19 protein-coding genes and 1 pseudogene are annotated in these 20,686 nt (G+C 61.1%); 2 read left to right on the forward strand and 18 right to left on the reverse strand.

The window, feature by feature from the left end; all coding sequences use genetic code 11:
• Positions 1 to 2: 2 nt before the first annotated feature.
• Both BS630_RS20590 and BS630_RS20595 read right to left on the reverse strand, forming a co-directional pair.
• Positions 3 to 1,223 (reverse strand): MFS transporter, encoded by a 1,221-nt coding sequence (locus tag BS630_RS20590; protein WP_077978851.1) that lies wholly within the window; start codon positions 1,221 to 1,223, stop codon positions 3 to 5.
• Positions 1,224 to 1,358: 135 nt separating this feature from the next.
• Complete coding sequence (locus tag BS630_RS20595) at positions 1,359 to 2,078, reverse strand: Crp/Fnr family transcriptional regulator (RefSeq protein WP_077978852.1); 720 nt, start codon at positions 2,076 to 2,078, stop codon at positions 1,359 to 1,361.
• 132 nt (positions 2,079 to 2,210) lie between these two features.
• Here BS630_RS20595 and BS630_RS20600 point away from each other — a divergent pair, with 132 nt between their 5' ends.
• A complete protein-coding gene (locus BS630_RS20600; RefSeq protein ID WP_020050977.1) occupies positions 2,211 to 2,456 on the forward strand; it encodes a DUF6894 family protein in 246 nt (81 codons plus the stop codon).
• A 170-nt stretch (positions 2,457 to 2,626) separates the two neighbouring features.
• On the opposite strand, the gene BS630_RS20605 is transcribed toward BS630_RS20600, so the two are convergent.
• The 15 genes and pseudogenes from BS630_RS20605 to dnaG all read right to left on the reverse strand — a co-directional run bounded on the left by BS630_RS20605 (position 2,627) and on the right by dnaG (position 18,559).
• Positions 2,627 to 2,860 carry a DUF6894 family protein gene (locus BS630_RS20605; protein WP_025395393.1) on the reverse strand — a complete coding sequence of 78 codons (234 nt, stop codon included), beginning with the start codon at positions 2,858 to 2,860 and terminating at the stop codon, positions 2,627 to 2,629.
• 73 nt (positions 2,861 to 2,933) lie between these two features.
• On the reverse strand, positions 2,934 to 3,332 hold the full coding sequence (locus BS630_RS20610) for a DUF427 domain-containing protein (protein ID WP_077978853.1): 399 nt from the start codon (positions 3,330 to 3,332) through the stop codon (positions 2,934 to 2,936).
• A 125-nt stretch (positions 3,333 to 3,457) separates the two neighbouring features.
• Positions 3,458 to 4,138 (reverse strand): annotated as a pseudogene (locus BS630_RS20615) (B3/B4 domain-containing protein); the annotation flags it as partial.
• Positions 4,139 to 4,141: 3 nt separating this feature from the next.
• Positions 4,142 to 5,038, reverse strand: coding sequence for a DMT family transporter (locus BS630_RS20620; protein WP_077978854.1), 897 nt, complete (start codon positions 5,036 to 5,038; stop codon positions 4,142 to 4,144).
• A gap of 82 nt (positions 5,039 to 5,120) precedes the next feature.
• Positions 5,121 to 5,927, reverse strand: coding sequence for a helix-turn-helix transcriptional regulator (locus BS630_RS20625; RefSeq protein WP_077979247.1), 807 nt, complete (start codon positions 5,925 to 5,927; stop codon positions 5,121 to 5,123).
• Positions 5,928 to 6,006: 79 nt separating this feature from the next.
• Positions 6,007 to 6,804 carry an APH(3') family aminoglycoside O-phosphotransferase gene (locus tag BS630_RS20630; protein ID WP_077978855.1) on the reverse strand — a complete coding sequence of 266 codons (798 nt, stop codon included), beginning with the start codon at positions 6,802 to 6,804 and terminating at the stop codon, positions 6,007 to 6,009.
• A gap of 106 nt (positions 6,805 to 6,910) precedes the next feature.
• Complete coding sequence (locus BS630_RS20635) at positions 6,911 to 7,111, reverse strand: hypothetical protein (RefSeq protein WP_017961407.1); 201 nt, start codon at positions 7,109 to 7,111, stop codon at positions 6,911 to 6,913.
• A 65-nt stretch (positions 7,112 to 7,176) separates the two neighbouring features.
• On the reverse strand, positions 7,177 to 8,301 hold the full coding sequence (locus BS630_RS20640) for a DUF930 domain-containing protein (RefSeq protein WP_077978856.1): 1,125 nt from the start codon (positions 8,299 to 8,301) through the stop codon (positions 7,177 to 7,179).
• Between the two features lie 84 nt (positions 8,302 to 8,385).
• Positions 8,386 to 8,679: a GYD domain-containing protein gene (locus tag BS630_RS20645; RefSeq protein WP_017965212.1), complete on the reverse strand. Its 294-nt coding sequence runs from the start codon at positions 8,677 to 8,679 to the stop codon at positions 8,386 to 8,388.
• Between the two features lie 323 nt (positions 8,680 to 9,002).
• On the reverse strand, positions 9,003 to 11,060 hold the full coding sequence (gene rpoD, locus BS630_RS20650; RefSeq protein WP_017961411.1) for an RNA polymerase sigma factor RpoD: 2,058 nt from the start codon (positions 11,058 to 11,060) through the stop codon (positions 9,003 to 9,005).
• Between the two features lie 492 nt (positions 11,061 to 11,552).
• Complete coding sequence (gene tdh / locus BS630_RS20655) at positions 11,553 to 12,590, reverse strand: L-threonine 3-dehydrogenase (RefSeq protein WP_003541611.1); 1,038 nt, start codon at positions 12,588 to 12,590, stop codon at positions 11,553 to 11,555.
• A gap of 88 nt (positions 12,591 to 12,678) precedes the next feature.
• Positions 12,679 to 13,866, reverse strand: coding sequence for a glycine C-acetyltransferase (locus BS630_RS20660; RefSeq protein WP_077978857.1), 1,188 nt, complete (start codon positions 13,864 to 13,866; stop codon positions 12,679 to 12,681).
• Positions 13,867 to 13,932: 66 nt separating this feature from the next.
• A complete protein-coding gene (locus BS630_RS20665; protein ID WP_077978858.1) occupies positions 13,933 to 14,661 on the reverse strand; it encodes a class I SAM-dependent methyltransferase in 729 nt (242 codons plus the stop codon).
• A 20-nt stretch (positions 14,662 to 14,681) separates the two neighbouring features.
• On the reverse strand, positions 14,682 to 16,550 hold the full coding sequence (gene recQ, locus BS630_RS20670; protein ID WP_077978859.1) for a DNA helicase RecQ: 1,869 nt from the start codon (positions 16,548 to 16,550) through the stop codon (positions 14,682 to 14,684).
• Positions 16,550 to 18,559 carry a DNA primase gene (dnaG, locus tag BS630_RS20675; protein ID WP_077979248.1) on the reverse strand — a complete coding sequence of 670 codons (2,010 nt, stop codon included), beginning with the start codon at positions 18,557 to 18,559 and terminating at the stop codon, positions 16,550 to 16,552. Before dnaG ends, recQ begins: the two co-directional genes overlap by 1 nt.
• Before the next feature lie 669 nt (positions 18,560 to 19,228).
• On the opposite strand from dnaG, the gene BS630_RS20685 reads away from it, so the two are divergent.
• Positions 19,229 to 20,119: a hypothetical protein gene (locus BS630_RS20685; protein WP_077978860.1), complete on the forward strand. Its 891-nt coding sequence runs from the start codon at positions 19,229 to 19,231 to the stop codon at positions 20,117 to 20,119.
• Between the two features lie 2 nt (positions 20,120 to 20,121).
• On the opposite strand, the gene BS630_RS20690 is transcribed toward BS630_RS20685, so the two are convergent.
• Positions 20,122 to 20,577: a GatB/YqeY domain-containing protein gene (locus BS630_RS20690; protein WP_011652893.1), complete on the reverse strand. Its 456-nt coding sequence runs from the start codon at positions 20,575 to 20,577 to the stop codon at positions 20,122 to 20,124.
• Positions 20,578 to 20,686: the final 109 nt, after the last annotated feature.

Consider the following 20,686-nt stretch of genomic DNA (forward strand, 5'->3'; position numbering starts at 1 on the left):
TGCTAGCCCTGCAGCGTCTTGACCTTGGTGAGATCGGGGAAGAGCCGCATCCACAGGAGCACGACGACGATCGTGCCGAAGCCGCCGACAACGCCGGTGGCGACGGGGCCGAGGGCTGCCGCCATCATGCCGGATTCGAATTCGCCGAGCTGGTTGGAGGTGCCGATGAACAGCGAGTTGACGGCGCTGACGCGGCCACGCATCTCGTCCGGCGTCAGAAGCTGCACCAGCGAGCTGCGCACGACGACGCTCACCGTATCGGACGCGCCGACCACGAACAGCGCGACCACGGAAAGCGCGATATTGGTCGAAAGCGAGAAGACGATGGTGGCGACGCCGAACACGGCGACGGCGGCAAGCATCTTGCGCCCGACATTGCTGCTCAGTGGCCGGCGGGCAAGCACGATCGACATGGCGAGCGCACCGACCGCCGGGGCCGCGCGCAGAAAACCGAGGCCCCAGGGACCGGCATGCAGGATATCGCTAGCGAATATCGGCAGCAGCGCCGTCGCGCCGCCTAGCAGCACCGCGAAGAGATCGAGCGAGATCGTCCCGAGCATCACCGGCCGGCTGCGGATGAAGGAGACGCCGGCAAAGACCGAGGCGAGCGTCACCGGCTCACGCTTGGCTGGGCTCCATTGCATGCGGATCGAGATGACGTTGAAGCTTGCGACGGCAAAGAGCAGCGCGGAGATAGCAAAAGGCGCGACGGGGTGGAGGCCATAAAGCAGGCCGCCGAGCGAGGGGCCGATGATCATCGCCGTCTGCATCATCGATGTGGAGGTTGCGACCGCCTTCTGCAGCATCGAGGCCGGCACGATGTTCGGCAGCAGGGCCGCCATGGTCGGGCGCTCGAAGGCGACGACGGCGCCGAGCACGGTGACGGCGGCAAGGATGCCGGCCGGTGTCAGCCATTGCTGCCAGGTGGCGACGGCCAGCACCAGCGCCGTCACCGCCTCGATCAACTGGCAGACAAGTCCGATGCGCCGCCGATCGAACCGGTCGGCGACATGGCCGACGACGAAGGTCAGCACCGCCATCGGGAGAAACTGGCACAAGCCGACGAGGCCGAGCGCAAAGGCGCTGTGCGTCTGATCGTAGATCATCCACCCCATGGCGATGCCAATGGACTGGAAGGAAAGCGAGGAAAAGACGCGGGAGGCGGCGAAGTTCAGATAGCCGGGGTGGCGAAGAACGCTCCCCGGGCCTTGGGATATGTCCATTGCGATGTCACCGGCCGGCAGCGCGGGTCCGCCAGCCTTTATAAGAGTTTTCAAGGTCGGAGCGGTGTTCTGCCCGAATGGACGAATTGTCAATCGCAATGAGCTGGTGTCACCGGATTGTGTGACGCCTCGGTTTTAGCGCGGTTCCCTGGAGATGCTGAGATAGCCGGGATCGAATTCGGCGATTTCCTGCAGGCGTTCCCAGTCGACGATGGTGATCGTCCGGTTCTCCCAGGTGAACACGCCCTCGCGCCTCAGCGCCTGCAGCGTCTTGTTGAGGTGGACGACGGAGACGCCGAGCACGTCGGCCATCTCGATCTGCGTCAACGGAAACTGGAAACTTGCGCCGCGCGTCCGCTTCACCACCTGCAGCCGCACGAAGAGTTCGCAGACGAGATGGGCGATATGGGCGCGCTTGGAGCGGCGGCCCATGGCGACAATCCACTCGCGGTGGATGGCGCCATCCACCAGCGTATCGAGCCAGAGCAGCCGGGTCAGATGCGGCATGCCCTCGGTGATCGCCTTGAGATCGGCGTGATCGGCGAACGCAACATGACAGGACGACAGCGCGACGATGCCGTGATCCATCTTCTTGATCGGGAAAGCATGCAGATCGACGAAATCGCCGGCGACATGTAGCGCGGTGATCTGGCGGCTGCCATCGGCCATCACCTTATAGCGCGCCGCAAAACCATCGAGCAGCAGCGTGCTGTAGCCCGGTCGGCTCCCTTCGGAGACAAGATCTTCTCCGGCGGCAAAATACCTGTCTTTGACGATGATCGCTCTGAGATGGGTTTCCTCCTCGGCCGATAGCACATCGCGGCTTCCAAGATTCAGGAGCAGAGATTCAATCACGGGTTTGTCCGCCGATAGCGCAAAAGTTCCTGACCATTTCGATGCGACCTGTATTTTCTATAAGAATCAATGCCTAGCCTCGGGAACAATTGTCTTCATCTGTGATTTCTCCTGTGACGCGCAGGAAAAAACATGGCTCGCTACTATTTCGATCTACACAACGGCGAAGGTCCCACGCGCGACGAGCACGGCACCGAGCTCAGATCTCGTGAAGACATTCCAAAAGAGGTGACCCGCATCCTGCTGGATGTGGCCCGTGACGAACTGCCTGCGGGTGATCGCATGACGATCGCCGTCACCGTTCGCAACGAGAAGGGCGATCCGGTCACAGTTGCCAGTCTCGTCTTCAGCAATGAATGGCTCGACGTCTTACGATAGCGGTCCCCGTTAACGGCTGCCGCCGGTCACACACATACGCATCAATCCGACTCGGTCGATCGTGACGCGACGCTAAGACCCGCCCTCATAGCCGGCAATTAAATTTGACATAGTCTTTCGATTGCTTCGCCTCGATCGACAGCTATTCAAGGCAGGCAAGCCGATCACGGCTATTTCGAAATTTCTTCGAGAATCAGCCGGATTTCTGCCAGCGGCCGCCGGCTTTCATCGAACAGTTCCACCGACAGCATATTCAAAGGTGCGGCCGGCAAGCCTTCGGCGGCCATTTCCGCGAGAACGCGCCGCGCCTCCGCTTTCGCAGCCTCGACAGAGTCGAAATCATATCCCGTCTCGGTCGCCCCGACGCCATCCCGATCGAAAAGCTGAAAGTAGAATTTCGGCACGACACATCCCCGACTAGATAACGCTAACGGTTCCGCGGCGAACATGTTCCGCCGGAACGGCTTCGATGCAGCGTCAGAAGGCGCCGGCTTCCGGAGAGGCCATTTCCTCGATGCCGTCGACACGGTCGGGATAGAAGGCAAGATGGTCCTTGATGCTGCTGACCGCCGCATTCGGCGCCTCGTAGGTCCAGACGGCATTCTTCGAGCGCTCGCCGCCCGGAATGATGCTGTAGTAGGAAGCGTCGCCCTTATAGGGGCAATGGGTGGCGTGGTCGGTGCGTTGAAGCAGCGACATGTCGACATCCTTGCGCGGAATATATTGCACCGGCGGATAGGAGGCCTCGCGCAGCGTCAGCGCATTGCGGGTATCGGCAATCGTCTTGCCGCCGAGCGTGACGACGACGCGGGAGGGATTGTGCTCGACGCTGATCGGATGATCCGGCCCCGGAATCTTGATCGACTTATCTGACATCTTTTCTGACATGGGGATTCGTCTCCAGGAGGTATCGATCCCACTGAGATAGGGCGGACATGTCGCCGGCCCAAGGCCTCGAACCTACTGATCTGACGACACCTGAGATCAACCTCAGAATTCGAACGCGGTGATACCGAACTGAATATCGCCGTTTTCGCCACCACCGGCCAGTGACGTGCAAGCGCATCCGCAGCTGTTTCGACCAGGCGGGCGATGTCGTCGCCGGCAGAGACGTGCAAGGCCTCGACAACGATCAGCACCGAGCGCGTCGTCTCCCGCACCGCCGAAAGCCCGCTCTGCCGGTTCGTCCAGCGCCGCGCATGAGTCCTGTGTTCATCGTCTGCGAAGATCACTTCGTTCGCCTCCGGATGCTCGATTTCGCCGGCGAAGGTCAGATAGGTCTCGTCACCCCTCGCCCGCCGGACCTGGAGATCGCCAGCGATCCTTTCGACGTCGAAGACGGCGATCGGAATGGCGAAGGCGAGCGAAATCGCGTTGCAGAGATCGATAAGCGGATGTAGGCGCGGCAGCGCATGCTCCTGGCGGAAGCGGCGCAGCAGCGCCTCGGACGCGCAGCGATATTGTGTCGGCTTCAGCCCCATGCGGGAAAAGCCGCGCCGCCAAGCCTGGATCTCGGGAAATTCGCCTTCCTGCGCTTTGGCTAGCCGGGCCTCGGCGAGCGCGTTGAAGCCCGCGATCGCCGCCTCGACATCGGCATCCCCATGGATCCCTCCCGCATGGAGCGCGCCGGCGCGAAGCTCCGGAAAGGCCTGCCATATGGCATCGGAATGGCTGAACTGCATGGTCTATCTTCCCCCGGCAAGTTTCATTCTACGACTCTCGGCAAAGGCAAGCCCGAGCACGGCCGCAAGCACGCAGGCGATACCCGCGATCTGGCTGAGCCCGACCGGCTCGCCAAGAATGATAAAGGCAAGCATGACGGCGGAAACCGGCGCCAGCGCCGTGAAGAGCGCGGCCTCCGTGCCACTCACCCTTTCTGCCCCCGCATACCACAGCAGAAATCCGCCGACGGTCGGCACCAGCGCATAATAGACGACGGCGGCGACAGCGCTTGCCGAAATACCATCTGCGAAAGGCACTTCGAAAACAGCCGGGATGGCGGCAACGATAAAGCCGATGCCGGCCATCAACGTCGACAGGGCAAGCGACGCAATCTCCGTCTTCAGTCTTTTGTTCAGCAGGATGAACAGCCCCTCGCAGACGACGGCGCAGAAGATCAACGCATTGCCGGCCAATGATCCGCCGGCCGCATCCGGCCTGAAGGCGATCGACAGCACGCCTGATGTCGCAAGCGCCACGGCAAGAAGCAGGGCACGCTGCGGCCGTTCGCGCAGCAGCAGGATGGAGATTGCGGCCGACACCACCGGTAGCGTGCCGATGATGACGCCGGCATCGGCCGCCGAGGTCAGGGTGAGGCCGGAGATCAGCAGCGTCGTATAACCGACGCTGCCGGCCCCGGCCTGAATGACAAGGATGAGCCGGTCATGCCGGGAAAATCTCGGCAGCCGCGCGCCGGTCGCCCACATCAGCAGCAGAAAGACGGGAAAGGCGATGGCGAAGCGCAACGCAGTGGCGCTGAACGGCGGCAGGCTTGAGGCGATGAGTTTGCTGGCGACGACCGTGCTTCCTACCGTCAGCATCGCAAGCGCCAGATAGACATAACCTTGAACCTGCCTCGACATTCAGCCTCTCCTGTTGAATGGCCGAGAAAACAGCAGGAGCCTCTCGAGGTCTTGAACAAAATTGCAGGTGCAAAGCAGTTGCTCAGAGAAAGGCGCCGGCATAGAGACGCGGCGACAGGCCGTATTTACGCACGAAGACGCGCGTCATGTGGCTCTGGTCGGCAAAGCCGCTGGCAAAAGCCGCCTCCGCAAGCGGCATGCCCTGAGCGATCAGCCGCCGGGCGATATGGATGCGCGCCTGGACGAGATAGGCATGCGGGGTCAATCCTGTCGCCTTGGCAAAACCGCGCAGCACCTGGAAGCGGCTGAGCCCGCTTTCCCTGGAGAGATCGGCGAGCGAGACGGCGGCAAGCGGATCGTCGTCGATCAGATCTCGGGCCGCGCGGATCGGCGCCGGCACCGGTGGCCGCTCTTCGGTATCACAGCGCTCCCGCATGACATCGGCGACGAGCTGCAGAAGCAGTTCCTCGCGGAGCAACTCCGGCGCCGCCCTAGCGCCGGTCACCGCGCCAAACAGCGTTTCGAAGCGGGCGGCGATCGCCGCATTGCGAATGACGGGATGCGGGATTTCCGACCGCGCCGCGCCGCTTTCGCTGATCTCTCGCGACAGACCGGTGACGATGGCGGGATCGAAATAGAGGATACGCCACGACCGCCCCTCTCCGATCGGCGCCCCGTCGTGCACCTCGTTTGGATTGACCGTGATGATGTCGCCGGCCTCAGCCTCCACCATGCCGCGGCCACTGAGCGACGACTGCGCCCCGGCGGACATCAAACCGATGCCGAACTGCTCATGCGTATGACGCGCAAAGCTGTGATGCGTTTCCGCCTCCACCGCTTCGACGCCTAATAGCGCCGAGCGCAGCATCCTGAACTGGTTTTTGGCCATCATCTACCCGCAGGTCTAATCGCCGGCCACTCTGCCAGCCACCTTGAGATGACGCAATCGTGGCGGCTAAGATGCCTGCCTAGAAGAATTCGTCGAGCAGCTGGTAATAGTCGAGTCTGGTCGGATCCGTGGCCGGCATGCCGTAGCGATCAAGGAAGGCCTGCACCAGCGCCTCGCCGAAATTGTGGGCGATGCTCCGGCAGGCGAGCGCGATATCCTGATAGCGGTCGGCGACGCCGAGACGACTGCAGTCGATATAACCCGAAAATCCCTCTTCCGACGCGATGAAATTCGGGAGGCAGGCGTCGCCGTGGGTGACGACGAGATCCTCGCGGCCAGGCCTCCCGCTTTCGAGTTCGGCAAACAGTGCCTCAGCACTCTTTCCAAGCCGCGTCTCATCGAAATCGGTCTCGTCGACGATGCCGGCCTGCATCCGCGCTTTTGCCGCCGCGATAGGCGCCTCCAGCCGATGGTCGAACGGGCAGGATGCGATCGGCAGGCGATGCAGGTCAAGAAGTGCCGCTGCCAGCAGTTCAACCGGCGCAAGCGGCGTCAGCACTGATGCACTGGCGAGATCACTCCCGAGCAGCGCGTTGATCAGCAACCGGTTGCGCACACCGTCGCTGTCCTCAGCAATGACATCGGGACAGGGCAGACCGGAAGCCTTGAGCCAGCGAAGCTTGGCCGCCTCGTTGGCGAGTTCGCCGAAAGGACCGACCTCTTCGATCTTCAGATAAAGCGTCGGCAATCCGCGAGCTTCCAGCCGGAAGACATTTGCGGCGGAGCGGCCGAGCGCATCGCGTTCGAACCGGTAACCGGCCAGACGGGCATCAAGCGCGCCCGCCGAGGGTGGTTGATCCTCTTGGGAAGTCGACATGATATCTGGGCCATTGATGCTGGCGCATTATCCCGACCGGTCGGGAGACCGCAAGCGGCGCGATCGGTCAGCACACATTGGCAGACAGAGCGAGCTCTCTGCAACCTCAATGAACGGTTTCGGCGGGCGCAGCTTCGAGAAGGATTTCGAAAGCCTCTTCCAGAGCAGCCACCAAAATATCGGTCAGCTCGTCGCCCTTGTTTTCCAGGAACAGCGCACTGACGGCTTCGTCCTGATGCTCAAAGAAACGCTCGATCTCGTTCGACATATCATCTGTCCTTTTCTTCACCGGAATCATCACGGCCATGAAAAGAGGCTAGGTGCGGTTCCTTGCGCGTGGCTTGTTGCAGTGGTCGAACTCTTTCCCGATCGTTAGTCTTCAGGAAAGCGACGGTTTTTCCATTCGCTGCGCGGAACCGAATTTCCGACATCATACTCGAAGGATATGACCTTCGTCGCATCATTATCCACTTCGCACCTGAATCTGACCTCAAACCATTCACTGCGGCTCTTGAAGGCCCCGCGCCGTGCATCAAGTACACTTCCGCTCAGAAGTGAATAGGAAGGTAGCCAACGCGGTTGATATTGCGCAGCCGAATGGATCAGTTGCTGCCTGAGTTCAGTCTGGCAAAGCTGGTTGATACGCTCACCTCGCGGCAGATTGCTGATCGCGGTCTTGATCATCGGACTGGCCATGGCCTTTTCGGAAAACAGCGTCTTCGCCTTGATCATTTCGTCCGCCTCCTTGGCCTCGGCTTTCGGCGGCGTCGAAGGCGCCGACATCGTTGTGTCCTCGGGTGGCTTCGCCTGCGCGAAATTCGTCTTTGCCTCATCCTGTCCTGTGGCAGCCGGCCCGTTCTTTTCCGGATTAGCCTCAACAGCCGCCACCTGTGGAAGCACAATATCCTGAGGCACCGGATTCGCCGCGGCCATTGTCTCCGAAACTCGAGGCTTTTCGGGCTGCGGCGGCTCGACCGGTGCCTCCTCCGGTTTTACATTAGCAATTGGTGGCTTTGGTGCTTCCGCCCGTTGCGGCTCTCCCTCTGCCTTTTCTTTCGGCGCTGAATCCTTGTCGGCAAATTCAAGCACCGGACGAAAAGTGCGCGACCTTGGAGGTTCTGCCTGAGGCTTTGCAGCTTCCGAAGGCGCCGGTGGTGGCGGAGGCGGCGGAGGCGGTGGAGGCGGTGGTGGTTCCTTCTTGGCCTCTTCCGGCGGCTTCGGCTCCGGTGGCTTTGGCTTGGGCTCCGGCTTCTTCTCCTCCGGCGGCGGGACGAGTTCCACTTTCACACTCTCGTCTTCGGCAGGTTTCGGCTCAATCTTCGGCAGCCCGAAAATGAGAACAGCAAGGATAGGAATATGGGCAACAACAGACGCGACGACGCCCCAGCGGATTTCAGGCCGCTGCTTTCCCGTTTCGTGCTGCGCTTCCGCCGGTTCTACGTCTTCTTCTGTCACAGCAGCGATGTGGCCTCTAAAGCCGGCAGCATCAAGCCACAAAAGAAAAAAACCGCGTGATCGAGCAGCACGAGAGTTATTAGCTAACGCTCCGCAACCTTCAAGATAGACGATCTCCGGCTCCGGCTAACCGAGCGAGCCGATGAGATCCCGATAGGCGGCTTCCGGAAATGCCTTCAGCGTCTCCGTGCGGACATTGCCGCCCATCGCCAGCGAGAGGGTAAAATGCGCCATGACGGCGTCATCGGGCGCCTCGCAGACGGCGACCATGTCGTGCCCGCCCATCGTCAGAAAGAACTGATTGAAGGAGCCGCCGACGCCGGCGAGCAATTTCTTCGCGGCGTCGAGCCGCTTTGCCGAGTCGCGGACATTGCGGATGCCCTGATCGGTCCAATTGATCAAAAGAATGTAAGTGGTCATGTCGCACCTCCCAGAACATGGTGCCGAAAAGTCTCAGCGGTTTTCGTACGGCGTCATGCTCTATTTCTTCGATGTGGAGCCGGATTCAGATTTCAGGCCCGTCAGGCGTTAAATTATCCGGATCTAGCGGAGGATTGGTTCACACAAGCGCACGTCTGCCCTCGCTCATGCGTCGCGATCGATGCCTTCCCCCGTGGCCGGATTATAGGCTTGTCACCATGGAGGGACAAGAAAGACACCGGGATCATTGGTATTAATCACAAAAGCAAAAGCCGGGCATGAAGCCCGGCTTTTCAAATAGTCAGAACGGCGTCGCCGAAACCCTAGCTGTCGAGGAAGCTTCTCAGCTTTCTGGAGCGGCTCGGATGCTTCAGCTTGCGCAGCGCCTTCGCCTCGATCTGGCGGATACGTTCGCGGGTGACCGAGAACTGCTGGCCGACTTCTTCAAGCGTGTGGTCGGTGTTCATGCCGATGCCAAAGCGCATGCGCAGAACACGTTCTTCGCGCGGCGTCAGCGAGGCGAGAACGCGGGTCGTCGTCTCGCGCAGGTTCGCCTGGATGGCGGCGTCGATCGGCAGCAGCGCGTTCTTGTCCTCGATGAAATCGCCGAGATGCGAATCCTCTTCGTCGCCCACCGGGGTTTCGAGCGAGATCGGCTCCTTGGCAATCTTCAGGACTTTGCGGACCTTTTCGAGCGGCATGGCGAGCTTTTCGGCCAGTTCTTCCGGCGTCGGCTCGCGACCGATCTCATGCAGCATCTGGCGCGACGTACGGACGATCTTGTTGATCGTCTCGATCATGTGCACCGGAATGCGGATCGTGCGGGCCTGGTCGGCGATCGAACGGGTGATCGCCTGACGGATCCACCATGTCGCATAGGTCGAGAACTTGTAACCGCGGCGGTATTCGAACTTGTCGACCGCTTTCATCAGGCCGATATTGCCTTCCTGAATGAGGTCGAGGAACTGCAGGCCGCGGTTCGTGTACTTTTTGGCGATGGAGATGACGAGGCGAAGGTTCGCTTCGACCATTTCCTTCTTGGCAATACGCGCTTCGCGCTCACCCTTCTGCACCATATGGACGATGCGGCGGAATTCCGAGATCGAGATGCCGGTCTCGGTCGCCAGATTCTGGATTTCCTGGCGAATGTCGCGGATCGTCGTGTTTTCGCCCCTGGCGAATTCCTTCCAGCCGCGGGCGGCCAGATTGCCGATCGACTTCATCCAGTTCGGATCGAGCTCGGCGCCCTGGTACTGTTCCAGGAAGGAGTCACGCTTGACGCCATAGGATTCGGCCAGGCGCAGCAGGCGACCCTCATTGGAAACGAGGCGCTTGTTGATGTCATAGAGCTGCTCGACGAGGGCGTCGATGCGGTTCTGGTTCAAGGACAGAGATTTGACGGCCTTGATGAGCTCATCTTTGAGTTCCTTGTAGCGGCGCTCCTGGGCAGTAGACAGCGTGCCGGAAGCCGACAGCCGCTGCTCGACCTGCTGGTCCTGCAGCTTGCGCAGCTTCTTGTAGGTCTCGGCGATCGTATCGAGCGTCTCCATCACCTGCGGGCGAAGCTCGGCTTCCATCGCCGCCAGCGAAAGGTTGGACTCGTCCTCGTCCTCTTCCTCCTCCTCGGGAGGCAGGCCTTCGCCGCCGACATCGGTGATGTCGTCGTCGCCGGAGCGGGCGCGACGGGTCTTTTCCTTCTCTTCTGCGAGCTTGCGATCAGCTTCGATCTTCTCCGGGCTCTGGAACTGCGGCGCAGCCTTGGCTTCAGGGCCGGAATAGGTCGTTTCGAGATCGATGATCTCGCGCAGCAGCGTCGTGCCTTCGTTGAGTTCGTCGCGCCAGATGATCAGCGCCTGGAAGGTCAGCGGGCTCTCGCAGAGACCCGCAATCATCGTCTCGCGGCCGGCCTCGATGCGCTTGGCGATCGCGATTTCACCCTCGCGTGACAGAAGCTCCACCGAGCCCATCTCACGCAGGTACATGCGAACCGGATCGTCGGTACGGTCCGTCGGTTCTTTTTTCTTGGCGGTCGCCAGCGCCGTGCCGCTCGAAGGCGCGAGTTCGCCGCCTTCGCTCTCCTCGTCGCCGCCGGCGTCGTCGTCATCGCTGCCGCCGGAAGCACCGGCTTCCTCGGCTTCCTCGTCCTCGATGACGTTGATGCCCATGTCCGACAGCATCGACATCGTGTCTTCGATCTGCTCGGACGTCACTTCTTCGGACGGCAGGACCGCGTTGAGCTCGTCCATGGTCACATAGCCGCGCTTCTTGGCGGCTTTGATCATCTTCTTGACCGCGTCGTCGGAAAGATCGAGAAGAGGGCCGTCGCTTGCGCTGTCGCGTTCGACTTCCGCGTCTTCGTTCTCTTTGACCTTGGTTGCCATTTATATCGTCGCCTTCCTGACGCTATCCAATCTCGCTACGGTGAACGGGCTGTCTCAGGGCCTGACGCGCCGCACGCGCCGCCCTCGAATCACCTTTGCCCACCTAACGGGATGACATTTAAAGCCTGATTAACCACGATTACCGGCACCGGACAGCAAAGCTTTCTTGCTTTTGGATTTCCGGCCATGGTTGCGCGATCCGCCTTGACCCAGTTCACCATTCAACAAGTCGAACGGTGATTCCCACATTTTTTGTTCTCGTCAAGCTTTTCCAGAAAAAAAGCCCACAAAAATTCGGAAAAAGCCTTATCCACAGGCTTTGAACCGCGGCAGCGATTGCGAACCCTTATTTAAGATGCTGCGAACAAAAGACAAGGGCAGTAAAGTTTTTGCACGCCACGCAGCCTTATACGCAGGATTTTCTACCGATTTTGCCGTCAAGCCGGCGGCATACCTGCCGGCCGGCACGACGGCGCAAAGCATTCACCCTTCTCACATCCAGTCCATGACCACTTTGCCCGAGTTACCCGACCGCATCGCCTCGAAGCCGTCGCGAAAATCGTCGATACCGATCCGGTGGGTGATGATGGGTGCGAGATCGAGGCCGCCCTGGACGAAAGCGATCATCTTGTACCAGGTCTCGAACATCTCGCGGCCGTAGATGCCCTTGAGATTGAGCATCTTGAAGATCACCTTGTTCCAGTCGATTTCGAAGCCGGCCGGCGCGATGCCGAGAATGGCAATCTTGCCGCCATTGTTCATCTTGTCGATCATGTCGCGGAAGGCAGGTGCGGCCCCCGACATTTCCAGCCCGACGTCGAATCCTTCCGTCATACCGATCGCCTTCATCACGTCGGCGAGGTTTTCCTTCGATGCGTCGACAACATGATCGATGCCGAGCTTGCGCGCCAACTCCAGCCGGTGCGGATTGATATCGGTGATGACGACCTTGCGGGCGCCGGATCGCTTGGCGACGAGCGCGCCCATGATGCCGATCGGCCCGGCACCGGTGACGAGCACGTCCTCGCCGACGAGATCGAAGGAGAGCGCCGTGTGCACGGCATTGCCGAACGGATCGAAGATGGCGGCGATCTCGTCGGAAATATCATCCGGGATCGGCACGACATTGCTTTCGGGAATGCAGACGAACTCGCCGAACGAACCCGGCCGGTTGACGCCGACGCCGAGCGTGTTGCGGCAGAGATGCCCCCTGCCCGCCCGGCAGTTGCGGCACTTGCCGCAGACGATATGCCCTTCGCCGGAGACCCGCTCGCCGATATGATAGCGGGTGACCGCCGAGCCGATCTCGGCGATCTCGCCGGAGAATTCATGGCCGACCACCATCGGCACCGGAATGGTCTTCTGCGCCCACTGATCCCAGTTCCAGATATGCACGTCGGTGCCGCAGATTGCCGATTTCTTCACCCGGATCAGCACATCGTTCGGCCCGACCTCGGGCACCGGCACATTCTCCATCCAGAGCCCGACCTCCGGTTTTGCTTTGACCAGCGCCTTCATCATGTTCGACATCAACGATATCCTGCCCTTGTTCTGGTGCCTGACTTTGCGACTCCCTCTCTCCCCACTTGGGAGAAGAGGGAGATGGCAACGCCTATTGTCAAATCACACCCAATTCCCGCCCTGCCTCGGCAAAGGCCGCGATTGCCCGCTCCACATCCGCCCGCGAATGCGCCGCCGACATTTGCGTGCGGATGCGGGCCTGGCCTTTTGGGACGACGGGGAAGGAGAAGCCGATCACATAGATCCCCTTCTTCAGCATCAGGCTTGCCATATCCTGGGCGAGTTTGGCGTCGCCCAGCATGACGGGAATGATCGGATGGCCTTCGCCAGCAAGCGTGAAGCCGAGCTTGGTCATTTCAGTGCGGAACAGATCGGCATTGTCGGAAAGGCGCTTGCGCAAGGCATCGCCGTTTTCGATGAGGTCGAACACTTTGAGCGAGGCGGCGGCGATAACGGGCGCCAGCGTGTTCGAAAACAGATAGGGCCGCGAGCGCTGCCGCAGCCATTCGACGACCTCTGCCTTGGCGGAGGTATAGCCGCCCGAGGCGCCGCCAAGCGCCTTTCCGAGCGTGCCGGTGATGATGTCGATCCGGCCCTCGACGCCGCAATATTCCGGCGAACCGCGGCCATTCTTACCGACGAAGCCGACGGCATGGCTGTCATCGACCATGACCATCGCGCCGTATTTCTCGGCGAGGTCGCAGACGCCGCCCAAATTGGCGATGATCCCGTCCATCGAGAAGACACCGTCGGTGGCGACCAGCTTGAAGCGGCTGCCTTCGGCCTTCTTCAGCTCCTCTTCGAGCGCTGTCATATCGTTGTTGGCGTAGCGGAAGCGCTTGGCCTTCGAGAGCCTGACGCCGTCGATGATCGAGGCGTGGTTCAATGCGTCGGAGATGATCGCGTCCTCTTCCGACAGCAGCGTTTCGAAGAGACCGCCATTGGCGTCGAAGCAGGAGGAATAGAGTATCGTGTCTTCCATGCCGAGGAAGGAGGAGATGCGCGCTTCGAGGTGTTTATGCTCTTCCTGTGTGCCGCAGATGAAGCGCACCGAGGCCATGCCGTAGCCGTATCGATCGAGCGCCTGCTTGCCGGCCTCGGCCAGTTCCTCGTTGTCGGCAAGGCCGAGATAGTTGTTGGCGCAGAAATTCAGCACCCGCTCGCCGGTGGAAATCGCGATCTCGCCCGCCTGCTTGGAGCTGATGACGCGCTCGGATTTGTAGAGGCCGGCATCCTTCAGCGCTGAGATCTCGTTGCTGAGATGGGAGAGAAATTGCGAGGTCATGGATGGCTTTTCCCAGAGATTTCCATTTGCCCGCCGGGTTAGCATATTGCCGCCGGCTTGTCTTCTTCAGCGCTGGACCGCAATCAGCAGGAACATCGGCCGGTCCATCTCCTCCGCCCAATCTGGATTGTCGTGGAGCTCATCTTCGTTCGGGCTCCACTCCTCGACATGGCGAATGGCAAAACCGGCCGCGATCAAGGTGTTGAGCGTGGTGCCGAGCTTGCGGTGCTGCTTGACCACACCCTTGGCGAGCCAGTCGGTGGTGCGCGGACCTTCGACGGAATAACGGTCGAGCGGCCAGATGCGCCGCCCCTCGGCATCCGCTGCCCAGGCGGGATTGGTCGGCGCCATGAAGATCGGATGCTCGATGGTGAAGACGAATTGCGATCCCGGCAAAAGCGCGCGATAGACCGTCGCGGCGAGACCGGCAAAATCCTCGATATAATGAAGCGCCAGCGAGCTATAGGCGAAATCGAAGGAAGCTTGAGCAAGCGTGAGATGCTCGAGATCGGCGATCTCGTAGGTGATCGCTGCTTCCGCCGTATCGGCCCTCGCTCTGGCGATCATCTTTTCCGAGATGTCGAGCGCAAGCACGCCTGCAGCACCCTGGCTCACGGCAAAACGCGAAAACCAGCCGAAGCCGCAGCCGAGATCGACAACATGCTTGCCGGCAAGATTGGGCAGCAGCGCGCGCACCGCCGGCCACTCGGATGCTCCGTCGAGCCCGTGCAAGGATCGTCTCATGCCGCTATATCCAGCGAAGAATTCCGGTCGGTCGTAAATATTCTGGGCCATCGGCGCTCCTCCCTTGCCGCTCAGCCGTTGTCCTGTGCCAGGATGATCTCCAGGAAGGCATCGCCGTAACGTTCGAGCTTCGCCTGCCCGACGCCTGATATGGCGAGCAATTCCTTGCGGCTGCGAGGCCGCTCCGTGGCGAAGGCGATCAGCGTCGTATCGGGAAAGACGACATAGGGCGGCACGCCGAGCGATTTGGCGATCGCCATGCGCTCGGCCCGCAGTGCTTCGAAGAGACTTCCGTCGGCGCCCGATAGTCCCGATTTGCGCTCGCTGCGCTCCGCCTTCTTCGTACGCCGTTCCGAGGCCGGCCGGTCCTTGCGAAAGAACACCTGCCGCTCGTGCTTGAAGACGGAGCGCGCCTCCGGCTCCAGCTTCAGCGCCCCGAAGGCCTCGTGGTCGACGCGGATCAATCCCATGGCGAGCAGCTGGCGGAAGACCGACTGCCAGACGCGTGCCGGAATATCCTTGCCGGCGCCGAAGACCGGCATTTCGGCATGGCCGAAACGTTCGGTCTTTTCGTTGACGTTGCCGAGGAGCACGTCGACGACATGGCCAGCGCCGAAACGTTCGCCGGTGCGATAGACGGCGGCCAGCGCCTTGATCGCCGCCTCCGTGCCCTCCCAGGTCTCGACCGGCTTCAGGCAGGTGTCGCAATTGCCGCATTGTCCGGCATGCGCCTCGCCGAAATGGGCAAGGATTGCCTGGCGGCGGCAGGAGGCGGTCTCGCAGATCGCGAGCAACGCATTGAGCTTGGCGCGTTCGACCCGTTTGATCTCCGCGGCAGCATTGCCCTCGTCGATCATCCGGCCGCGCTGGATCACGTCGGCCATGCCATAGGCCATCCAGACATCGGACGGCAGACCGTCGCGGCCGGCGCGCCCTGTCTCCTGATAATAGGCTTCCACCGAACCCGGCAGATCGAGATGGGCGACATAACGCACGTTCGGTTTGTCGATGCCCATGCCGAAGGCGACGGTGGCGACCAGGCAAAGGTTTTCTTCTTTCAGGAAGGCATCCTGATTGGCGTCACGAACCGCCCTGTCCATGCCGGCATGGTAGGCACGGGCGCGAATGCCCTGCCCGTTCAACCATTCGGCCGTATCTTCGACCTTGGCGCGCGACAGGCAATAGACGATTCCGCTGTCGCCCTTGTGGCCGGACAGGAACCGCAGCAGCTGCTGGCGTGGCTGATCACGCTCGACGATCTCGTAGGCGATGTTCGGGCGGTCGAAGCTGGTGGTGAAGATTTCGGCAGAATCCAAACCCAGCCGCTCGATCATGTCGTCGCGCGTATGCGGATCGGCAGTCGCCGTCAGCGCCACTCTGGGCACACCAGGATATTGCTCGCCGAGCCGCCCGAGTTCGCGATATTCCGGCCGGAAATCATGGCCCCACTGCGAGACGCAATGGGCCTCGTCAATCGCAAATAGCGCGATCTTCTCGTTGGCGATCAGCTCGCGGAAACCATCGGTCAAAATGCGCTCGGGCGTGACGTAGAGAAGGTCGAGCTGGCCCGCCGAAAGCGCGCGGCGAACCTCGACGAACTCCTCGCGCGACAGCGACGAGTTGAGTGCTGCGGCGCGGATGCCGAGCTGCTTCATCGCCTCCACCTGATCGCGCATCAGCGCAATCAGCGGCGAAACGACGATGCCGACGCCATCGCGGCAGAGCGCCGGGATCTGGAAGCACAGCGACTTGCCGGCGCCTGTGGGAAAGAGCACGACCGCGTCGCCGCCGGAAACCACATGCTCGACCACATGCTGCTGCTTGCCGCGGAAGGAGGAATAGCCGTAGACCTGCTTGAGGATATCGAGCGGCGAGCGGCCGGAAGAAAACAGCGCGCCGGAAGCGGAAAAGCCCGGTTCGTTTCGTTCGGTCAGCGACATCAGTGGTTCGCCGCCCCTTTGACGCGGCCGGAAAGCACGCCGAAGCCATCGATGATCGCCTCCTGGTTCTCAAGGCGCACCCCTTCGAAATGCACTTCCTGCTGCGCTCGCATCAGCTGAACGATCGCCTCGCCGTCGCCGGCTTCGGTCGCCAGCGCGATCTCGCGCTCGAGTTCGATCTTCTGCCGGCGCAGCGCCTTCGCCCGCTTGTGGGAGGCCAGCGCCTGGCGGTATCCCTCACGCGCATCCTCCATCGCCGCCTCCTCGGTCGCGATCCACAGCCGGGCATTGCGCACCTGCTGGTCGAGGCTCTTGATGAGCGGGCCGAAGCCTTCGAATTCCAGCCTTTCGGTCAGATATTCGCGCGTCAGATGCGGGCCGGCAACGGCCGCGGCTGCCCCCAGCATCGCCGACCAGAGCCGCTGCAGCTCGCGGCTGTCATATTCGATCGCGGCGATCTCGTCATAATCGTCGATCATCAGCGAGGGGTGATTGACGACGGTCAACGCCAGCACGCTTTCGCGCAGCGCCGTATTGTTCTGGTGACCGCGCACGGGACCCGAGCGGGCGAGCCTTTCGGAAATGACGCTGGGGCTTTTCGGCCCGGCCTTGCCCGCATTGTCGCGGCCCGTCCGGTAATTGCCGTTGCCGTTGAAGCCGCCGCGGCGATCGCCATTGTTGCGGTTCTGGAACTGCGGCTGGAAGAAGACGTTCAGCCGATCGCGAATATCCTGCTGGTAGTGACGGCGGACGTTCTCGTCGGCGATGACGGCGACCAGTTGCTTCAGCCGCGCCTCGAGTTCGGCGCGCGCCTCCGGCGTGTCGAACTTGCCGGTATTGATCTCCCGGCTCCAAAGCATCTCGGAGAGCGGCTTTGCCTGGCTCATCACCTTGTCGAAAGGCGGGCGCCCGTCATCGCGCACCAGATCGTCGGGATCCTTGCCATCGGGCAGAAGCGCGAAGCGAACGGAACGGCCGGGCTTCAGATGCGGCAGCGCCAGTTCGGCGGCGCGATTGGCGGCGCGGATGCCGGCGCTGTCGCCGTCGAAGCAGAGCACCGGCTGCGGCACCATCTTCCAGAGCAACTCGAGCTGGTTTTCGGTGAGCGCCGTGCCAAGCGGCGCAACGGCATTCTCGATGCCCGCCTGATGTAGCGCGATCACGTCCATATAGCCTTCAACGGCGATGATGGTGCCGGTCGCATTGTCGTCTTGAGGATCGCCGCGGCCCGGTCCCTGGATCGCCCGCCGCGCACGGGCAAAATTGTAAAGGACATTGCCCTTGTGGAAGAGCTCCGTCTCGTTGGAGTTCAGATATTTCGCCGGCGCATCGGCAGACATGGCACGGCCGCCGAAAGCGATCACCTTTTCCCGCGACGAAAGGATCGGGAACATGATGCGGTCGCGAAAACGATCGTAGGAAACCGGCACGTTTTCATGCACGACCAGACCGCAGGCCTCGATCTGCTCCTTGGAGACACCCTTGCCGGCGAGGAATTCCTTGAGCGCATTGCGGCTGTCGGGCGCATAGCCGAGGCGGAAGGTCTCGATGGTGCGTCCCGTCAATCCGCGGTCGCGCAGATAGGCGCGCGCCCTCGCCCCATTCGCCGTCTGCAGCTGATCCTGGAAAAACTGGGTCGCCATTTCCATGACGTCGATCAGCGAGCCGCGCTCCTTCTCGCGCTTCTCCATCACAGGATCGGCAAGCGGCATCGGCACGCCGGCCATATCGGCGATCTGCTGCACCGCCTCGGGGAAACTCAGACCTTCAAGTTCCGTCAGGAAGCGGAAATGGTCTCCGGTGACGCCGCAGCCGAAGCAATGATAACGGCCCTTGCGGTCCTCGCAGTGAAAGCTCGGCGATTTCTCGCCGTGGAACGGGCAGCAGGCCCAGTAATCGCCGCGCGACACATTGGTCTTGCGTTTGTCCCAGCTCACGCGGCGCGCAATCACGTTCGAAATCGGAACGCGGTCGCGAATATCATCGAGAAAGGTGTTGGAAAAGCGCATCGATACCTCTTGGCCAACCTCCATATAAGCTGCTTTGCCGCTCCATGCCACGAAACTTGTCACGAAAACCCGCTATTCACAGGCTATGTGGCGGTCATCAGCGGCGCCGGTTATCCAATCAACAACGCGTTATCGCCCCCTGCGACAGGGTGCGACATTATTGTCCTTTCAGAGCCGGAATTCCGCCGTCGGGAAAGCTTCGGCAAGAGCGGAGACCTCCAACAAAGATGATAAAAAATCTTTGTGCAACAATGGATTATTCATTCATGTGATTACGCCTCACTAAGCTGCCCGCCACCTCCCGACAGTCCGCCTCGAGGCATCTCAAACCGCCGATTCCGGCAATTATTATTTTTTTGTAATTTGAATAAGCCGCCGCACCGCAATAGGTTCGATCTCAACAAAGCGATCCCCGAGCGAAGCACCATCCCTACCCCCGGCGCCGCTTCGCAAGGGTGCCTTTGCAAATACCCTCCGGCTTGGGCTTCGGCCCTGCGTGCCGGTGGAAGCAAAGAGCAAGAAGGCAGGAGCGCCCCCAGCTCCTGCCTTCTTAAATTTTTGGCTCCTTGCGACAACTCTCCCTTTGAGATTAACCGCTTATTGACAAAACCGTTGACAGGCGGCGCCTGCATGAAAGATGTATGCGCCGAACTCCCTGGACCTCTCCAAATGGCTTTTACCGCGGATAATCTTGCAGCAGACGATCGCTTTCTCGCTGCGATCCTGCATTGCGCCGATCAGATGCTCGCCATCTATCGCGAGAGCCCGCGCATCGCCTCGATCTTCGCCGCGCAGCAGCGCTGGCTGATGGCCCATGCCGGCTTCGCGCTTCATTACGGTTATTCCGACGATGGGAAGAGCGGCGGCCTCTATTCTGGGCGCTTCATCGATTTTGCGGTCAGGAACGACATCGCCAGCCGCAACACAGCCGCGGCCTTCATGCAGGAAATGCTGGCCTATCGCTTCCTGCGACCGGTCCCCGGCCCCGACAAGCGCACACGTTACCTGGAGCCCACCGAAATCGCCGAGCAGCATTTCACCCGATGGCTCGTCGCCCATATGATGATCCTCGACAGCCTCGACGGCGGCGAGCGCGCCGATCAGATCACCGCCGACCCCTCGGCGATGATGGCAGCGATCCAGCCGCTGATCGCAAGGGCGATCATAGGAAGTGAAGCAGTCCGCAATCCGGGCGCCACCTTCAACCTCTTCAACTGGGCGAATTCCGGCGGGCTGGTGATGGACTACCTGATCTCGCGCCTTCCCGAATTTCCAAGAACGGCCGACCGCGTCGTGCTCGGCCCTCTATCGCTCAGGGAAATCCGCGAACAGTTCATGATCTCCAATACCCATCTGAAGCGGCTTCTGATGCAGGCAGCGACCATGGAGAGCATTGGCTGGACGGAACCCTCCCGCAAGGGCGACTTCTGGCTGTCGGGCCACTTCATCCGCGAATATTGGAATTATCAGGCGGCGAAATTCGCCATCATCGATGCCGCCGCCGAAGCGGTGCTCGGGCCTGCGGTCCGTGACGAACCGCAGGCAAGACGTGTTATCTGAGGTTATCCGTTCAACAGTTCCTTGACGGTCGCCGACGCCTTGGCGAAATCCATCTGGCCGGCATAACGCTCCTTGAGCGCCGCCATCACCTTGCCCATGTCCTTGGCGCCCGCGGCACCCGTTTCAGTGATGATCGCCGAGACGTTGGCGCGCACTTCACTGTCCGAAAGCTGCTTCGGCATGAAATCCTGGATGACGATGATTTCGGCGCGCTCCTTGGCGGCAAGCTCCGGGCGGGAATTCTCCTCGTAGATCTTGGCCGATTCGTCGCGCTGCTTCACCATCTTGGCGAGAATCTGCAGGATCTCGTCGTCGCTCGCCTGCTCCTTGCCGGTGCCGCGATTGGCGATATCGCGGTCCTTGACCGCGGCCTGAATCAGCCGGACGGTGGAAAGCCGCTCCGCATTCTTGGCCTTCATCGCCTCTTTCAGCTGGGTGGCGAGTTGATCGCGCAGCATGGTCTTCACTCCTGTTTTGATGCCGCTTCATAAACCACGCTGATGCGGGGGATCAAATAAATTGCGCTGTCAGTGCGATAAAGCGCAGGAAAACGGCAGCAATCTCGGC

It is taken from the genome of Rhizobium laguerreae (assembly GCF_002008165.1).
GTDB classification, from domain to species: Bacteria; Pseudomonadota; Alphaproteobacteria; order Rhizobiales; family Rhizobiaceae; genus Rhizobium; species Rhizobium laguerreae.